A 6,783-nucleotide genomic window follows, 5' to 3' on the forward strand; every position below is an offset into this window, starting at 1 on the left:
ATTCTTTTAAATTAGTTAAAAATTTTTCAAGAAAATCAAAGCAATACCTAAAATTCGCTAGAAAGTTAAAATGGATTTAAAATGCTTTGGGATATAATCTGCGATAAATTTATCAAAAGGCTAAAGTGATGATAAAACAGATTTCTGGTTCACAGATGATAAGCGAGGCCTTGCACGAAGAGGGTGTTGATATAGTCTTTGGCTATCCTGGCGGTGCAGCTTTAAATATCTACGACGAAACATACAAGCAGACTTATTTCAAACACGTCTTGGTTCGCCACGAGCAAGCAGCCGTTCACGCGGCCGATGGATACGCTAGGGTTAGTGGTAAAGTTGGCGTTGCTTTTGTGACAAGTGGCCCTGGCTTTACAAATGCTGTCACTGGCCTTGCAACAGCTTATAGCGACAGCATTCCAATCGTGCTTATAAGCGGCCAGGTGCCAACATTTATGATCGGCACAGATGCTTTTCAAGAGATCGATGCAGTCGGTATTTCACGCCCCTGTGTTAAGCATAACTTTTTAGTTAATAGCGTTGAAGAGCTACCTCGTATCATAAAAGAGGCGTTTTACATCGCAAGATCAGGCCGTCCAGGACCAGTTCATATCGATATCCCAAAAAATATCACATCAAGACTTGGAGATTTTGTATATCCAAAAGAAATTTCTATTCCAAGTTACAAACCGACCTATAAGGGCAACTCAAAACAGATAAAAAAAGCAGCAGTTGCGATAAATGAAGCTAAAAGGCCGCTTCTATACATCGGTGGTGGTGCGATCGCATCAAATGCAAGCGAGATCATACGTAAATTTATGAAAAAAACTGGCATTCCAGCGGTTGAGACACTGATGGCTCTTGGTGTGCTTGACGCAAAAGATGAGCTAAATTTAGGCATGGCAGGCATGCATGGTAGCTACGCTTCGAATATGGCACTTAGTGAGTGCGACCTTCTCATATCGCTTGGGGCTAGGTTTTGTGACAGGATCACTGGCAGGACGGATGAGTTTGCCAAACATGCAAAGATAATTCACATAGATATCGATCCAAGCTCCATCTCAAAGATCATAAATGCTCACTATCCAATCGTTGGTGATCTTACAAACGTGCTAACTGAGCTTTACGAAGAAGTCAATGCAAAGCCTGAAAACTATGCACCTTGGAGAGAAATTTTAGATAGATATTCTAAACTAAATCCACTTGGCTACACAGATAGCGACAAGGTCTTAAAACCGCAATGGGTCATCGAAGAGACCGCAAAGATAGCAGGAGCTGATGCGATAATCTCAACAGATGTCGGCCAGCACCAAATGTGGGTGGCGCAGTTTTATCCGTTTAACCGAGCAAGACAGCTTGTCACAAGTGGTGGACTTGGTACAATGGGATTTGGCCTCCCTGCAGCGATTGGCGCAAAATGTGCAAAACCAGAAAATCTTGTTATAAATTTTACAGGTGATGGCTCAATACTTATGAATATCCAAGAGTTAATGACGGCTCATGAGATAAATATGCCTGTTATAAACATCATTTTAAACAACAACTTCTTAGGCATGGTTCGTCAGTGGCAGACATTTTTTTATGAAAAACGCTACTCATCGACTGATCTTAGCTTGCAGCCTGATTTTGTAAAGATCGCTGAGGGATTTGGCGGCGTTGGCTTTGTTTGCAAGAGTAAGGATGAGTTTAGAAAGGCTTTAAAAGAAGCGATCGATAGCAAAAAATCAGCGATGATCGACGTTAGGATCGACCGCTTTGAGGACGTGCTTCCTATGGTTCCAGCTGGAGCTGCGATTTATAATATGATATTAAAGAGCAAGGAAGAAAAATGAGTATCAGAAGAACGATTTCGGTTATAGTTTTAAATGAACACGGCGTTTTGGCTAGAATTTCTGGACTTTTTGCAGGCAGGGGCTACAACATCGACACGCTAACCGTTGCTCCAATACCTGAGAGCAACTTCTCAAGACTGAGCATCGTAACAAGTGGCGACGAGAGGGTTTTAGAGCAGATCGTAAAGCAGCTTCATAAGCTCATACCAACGTATAAAGTCATAGAAAGTGGCGAATTTGTCGAAAAAGAGATGGCTCTTGTGAAAATTCCGCTTGGTGAAAATTTTGCCGGTCTTGAGGCGATACTAAAGTCGTATAATGGTATCGTTACAAATACAAACGAAAACTACATCGTTGTCATGGTGGCTGACGATGCGAGTAGGATCGAGAGCTTTTTAAAATCGATAAAGAAATTTAATCCAGTTGACGTCGTACGCGGCGGATCTGTGATAATGGATATATGATGAAACTAAGTGAAATAGCTTTAAAAGTAAACGCTACTTTTAGCGGAGAAGATCTTGAAATTTTTGCTCTAAATTCTTTAAAAAATGCAAATAAAGCTGAGCTAACATATTGCGACGGCGAGAAGAATGCAAAATTTATAAGCACATCAAACGCTGGAGCCATATTGGTGACAAAATCGCTTTTAGACTTGGTGCCAGCTGGTATGGTTGCACTTGTGTGTGATAATCCGCACCTTGCATTTGCCTTGCTTAGTAAAGATTATGCTAAGCCACTTTTTTGTGAGTCAAAGCCATCAAATATCGCCAAGAGTGCAAAGATAATGCCAAATGTCTATGTAGGCTCAAATGTGAGCGTGGGCGAAAATACGGTAGTAATGGCTGGAGCATTTTTGGGCGATAACGTAACTATCGGTAAAAACTGCATCATCCACCCAAATGTCGTCATCTACAATGACTGTGTCATCGGTAACGAGTGCCATCTGCTGGCAAACTGCGTTATAGGCAGTGATGGCTTTGGCTATGCGCATACAAAAACTGGCGAGCATGTGAAAATTTATCACAATGGCAATGTAGTTTTAGGCGATTTTGTCGAGATCGGTGCTTGCACGACGATAGATCGTGGTGTTTTTGAAAGCACGATGATCGCAAACTACACAAAGATAGACAATCTCGTTCAAATAGGCCACAACTGCGAGCTTGGAAATGGTTGCCTAATCGTCTCACAAACTGGCCTTGCTGGCTCAACAGTGCTAGGCAGAAACGTTGTAATGGGCGGACAAAGCGGCTCAGCTGGTCATGTAAAAGTGGGTGACTTCGCGCAGATCGCTGCACGTGGAGGCGTTAGCAAAGACCTGCCTGGCGGCAAAAAATACGCCGGAGCTTATCCAATAATGGAACTTTCAGATCAGTTTAAACTCCAAGCAAAAATTTTGAGATTTTTTAAGAAAAATTGATTGCAAGCTTTTGCGAGCTTAAAATCGCAAAAGCTTTTTATCTCGTAGCCTAAAAATGCTAATTCTATTTTAAAACGAATTAGGCTTAAAATTTATATATCAAGTCTGGCTTAAACATCTATTTATTTGGCTTTGCTCTCTTTTATTACTCTAGCCGTTTCTATCGCGATTTCTAGCTCTTCGTTTGTTGGGATGATGAGCGTTTTTATCTTAGCGTGATCCCCATCTATGCATCTCTCGCCTCGCATGTCTTGGAAATTTAGATCGTGATTTATGTGAATGCCAAGATGCTTTAATTCATCACAAATTTTTTGCCTTGTATTTGGTGCATTTTCTCCTATGCCACCGGTAAATATAAGTGCGTCAACGCGTCCTAAAATAGCGTAATATGAGCCAATATATTTTTTTACTCGGTAGCAAAACATCTCAAATGCAAGCTTTGCTCGCTCATCATCTTGCATTTTGGCCACAACCTCTCTCATGTCACTTGAGCCACAAATTCCAAAAAGTCCGCTTTTTTTGTTTAAAAAGTTATCGATCTCGTTCCACTTTAAAACGCCGATATTTAGCAGGTAAATGACCACGGCTGGGTCCATATCGCCGCTTCTTGTACCCATTATGAGTCCTTCAAGTGGGCTAAGCCCCATCGAGGTATCGATACTTTTGCCGTTTTGCACCGCACATGCTGAGGCGCCGTTACCTAGATGAAGTGAGATAGCGTTAAATTTATCAAACTCTATGCCAAGCATTTTTGCCGCTTGCTTGCAGACATATCTGTGCGAAGTGCCGTGAAAGCCGTATTTTCTGATGTGATGAGTCTTGCAAACGTCGTAGGGTAGGGCGTAGCGGTAGGCGTACTCTGGCATGCTTTGATGAAATACCGTGTCAAAAACGACTACGTGAGGTACATTTTTGCTCTCTTTCATCGCGTTTTTAATGCCAGCAAGGTGCCCTGGATTGTGAAGTGGGGCAAGCGGACTTATCTCCTCGATCTTTTTGATGACGCTTTCATCAACGATCATTGAGCTAAAAAAGCTCTCGCCGCCGTGAACTATCCTATGTCCGATACCATCAAGTTCGCTTAGATCGTGCAAGGTGTGTGAAGTGACAAAGAGCTCGTTCATCGCCTCAAGTCCGTCATGGTGGTCTTTTATGAAGCGTTTTATCTCGTAGGTTTCGCCATTTGCTTTTAGTACCGCTCTTGAGCTGGAGCTACCGATTTGCTCGACTAGACCGCTTGCTAGACTGGTTTTGGTATCCATTGCAAAAAGTTGAAATTTTATTGAGCTACTACCCGAGTTTAAAACCAAAATTCTCATATTATTCTCCTGCTTGTATGGCACTTATTAAGATAGTATTTACCACGTCTTCAACGAGGCAACCGCGACTTAGATCATTAACTGGCTTTTTTAATCCTTGAAGTATCGGACCTACTGCTAGAGCGTTTGCGCTTCGCTGAACTGCTTTATAACAGATATTTCCGCAGTTTAAATTTGGAAAGATAAAGACATTTGCATGCCCAGCAACCTCTGAGTTTGGCATCTTTTTGCTAGCCACGCTTAGATCAACGGCTGCGTCAAACTGAATAGGTGCTGCGATTTTTAAATTTGCATCAAGCTCGCTCGCCTTTTTGGTAGCCTCTTTTACAAAATCCACATCAGGCCCACTTCCACTATCAGCCGTAGAGTAGCTCAGCATAGCGATCTTTGGGTTAAGGCCAAAGGCACTTGCCGTTTGAGCGCTGCTTAGCGTTATGCTAGCTAGCTCATCTGTGCTTGGATTTGGCGTGACGGCGCAGTCGGCAAAAAGCAAAATTTCTTCTTCAAGTGCCATGAAAAATGCCCCACTTACCACACTTACATTTGGCTTTGTTTTTATTATCTGCAAGGCTGGGCGGATCGTATCAGCCGTGCTCATTGTAGCACCACTTACCAAGGCATCAGCTATGCCTTCATGAATTAGCATCGTAGCAAAGTAAATTTTATCTTTTGCAAGCATATTTGCCTTAGTTTCATCCACGCCTTTATGCTTTCTAAGCTCATAAATTTTCTTTGCAAATTCATCTGTCAGCTCATTTTGTTCTGGATTGATCACTTTGGCTTTGCTTAGATTTAGCCCCAAAGCGGCTGCTTTTTTTGAAATTTCATCTTTAAGTCCTAGCAAGATGATATTTGCCGCACCTTTTTCTAGCACGATATGAGCCGCTTTTAAAATTCTCTCATCGTCACTCTCTGGTAAAACAACGGTTTTGTTTGCAACTTTAGCTCTTTTTAGAAGCAAGCTTTGAAATTTAAATTGTGTGATGATATCTGCTTTATAGTTTAAAATTTCATCTATCTTATCGGTGATTAGAAGCTTTGAGTTTGGGTTTAGTGCTTTTAGCTCGCTTGCGTTTTCGTCAAAAACTGGAGCGTTTAAATTTCTAGCTATCTTTAAATTTAGCTCGCTTTTGCCAAAGACACTAAAGCTCTCACAGCCAATGACTATGACGAAGTCGCTTTTGGCTTTTAACTCTTCAAATTTATCTATAAATTTTAGAAAAAATTCTTTTTCATTTGAATTTATTAAGTTATTTTCATCGTTTTCATCCGGGATTATCTTAAAAATCTCAACTTTTTTAAATTTTGTAGCTATAATTTCTTGCAGATGTGCTAAATTTTTGTCTGTAAAAACGTAACAACTTTTCATTTGCGACCTTTTTAGGAACTTAAATTGCTTAATTTTAGCACAAAGATACTTATTTTAAGGCATTTTTATGAATCATAAAACGATTTGGCTCGTCTTATCTGCGGGCATTATTTGCACTGGCTGCACACCAAGTGCTGATCCTCATATCAATATGAAACCCCCGGTTTATGTCGAGCAACTCCCTTCAAAAGATAGTGGCACCGGACAAAGTAACGCCGGTAGCCTCTTTGGTAAGGGCGAGAATCCTCTTTTTTCAGATAGAAAGGCGATGAATGTAAATGATATCGTGACTATCGTTATCTCAGAAAATGCAAGCCAAACTTCAACTGGTAGTAAAAGTACAAATAAGGATAGTACCATCTCGCTTGGTGGCGGTGTATTTACGGCTGGAGCTGCTCCACTTTCAAATATAGCTGATAATCTAAACAAATACGGCGACATCGGCTTTAAAGCAGGCGGTGGCAATAAATTTACAGGAAGTGGCACGAGTAACAGAAGCGAGAAATTTACCGCAACCATTTCAGCCAGGATCATAAAAATACTAAATAACGGCAATTACTTTATCGAGGGTAGCCGCGAGCTACTTATAAACGGCGAAAAGCAGATCATGCAAGTAAGTGGTGTCATCAGACCTTACGACATCTCACAAAACAACGAAATCGACTCAAAATATATAGCTGACGCTAAAATTTTATATAAAACAGAGGGTGAGCTAGACAAATCTACCAAAAAACCTTGGGGTACAAGGCTCATGGAAGCTATCTGGCCATTTTAATGCAACTTTAAAAGCCTAAAATTTAATCAATTTGGGCTTTTAAAAATTTTTATCTCAAAAATTTCTCTCGCCTTAAA

General features: G+C 40.9%; 6 protein-coding genes. 4 read left to right on the top strand and 2 right to left on the bottom strand.

Annotated features, from left to right (window positions below):
* The first annotated feature begins 131 nt into the window (after positions 1–131).
* From F3G69_RS02495 to lpxD, 3 genes are read left to right on the top strand one after another with little or no spacing between them, the layout of a single operon-like run.
* Complete coding sequence (locus tag F3G69_RS02495) at positions 132–1,826, top strand: acetolactate synthase large subunit (RefSeq protein WP_223155865.1); 1,695 nt, start codon at positions 132–134, stop codon at positions 1,824–1,826.
* Between the two features lie 2 nt (positions 1,827–1,828).
* Positions 1,829–2,290, top strand: a complete 462-nt coding sequence (ilvN, locus tag F3G69_RS02500) for an acetolactate synthase small subunit (protein ID WP_223154204.1) — start codon at positions 1,829–1,831, stop codon at positions 2,288–2,290.
* A complete protein-coding gene (gene lpxD / locus F3G69_RS02505) occupies positions 2,290–3,243 on the top strand; it encodes a UDP-3-O-(3-hydroxymyristoyl)glucosamine N-acyltransferase (RefSeq protein ID WP_149714312.1) in 954 nt (317 codons plus the stop codon). Before ilvN ends, lpxD begins: the two co-directional genes overlap by 1 nt.
* A 122-nt stretch (positions 3,244–3,365) precedes the next feature.
* Here lpxD and F3G69_RS02510 read toward each other — a convergent pair whose 3' ends face one another.
* Complete coding sequence (locus F3G69_RS02510; RefSeq protein WP_149714313.1) at positions 3,366–4,562, bottom strand: acetate kinase; 1,197 nt, start codon at positions 4,560–4,562, stop codon at positions 3,366–3,368.
* A gap of 1 nt (position 4,563) precedes the next feature.
* On the bottom strand, positions 4,564–5,931 hold the full coding sequence (pta, locus tag F3G69_RS02515; protein ID WP_149714314.1) for a phosphate acetyltransferase: 1,368 nt from the start codon (positions 5,929–5,931) through the stop codon (positions 4,564–4,566).
* A 67-nt stretch (positions 5,932–5,998) separates the two neighbouring features.
* On the opposite strand from pta, the gene flgH reads away from it, so the two are divergent.
* Complete coding sequence (gene flgH, locus F3G69_RS02520) at positions 5,999–6,706, top strand: flagellar basal body L-ring protein FlgH (protein WP_072594280.1); 708 nt, start codon at positions 5,999–6,001, stop codon at positions 6,704–6,706.
* Positions 6,707–6,783 lie beyond the last annotated feature (77 nt).

The organism is Campylobacter concisus (assembly GCF_902460625.1).
Lineage (GTDB): Bacteria > Campylobacterota > Campylobacteria > Campylobacterales > Campylobacteraceae > Campylobacter_A > Campylobacter_A concisus_AD.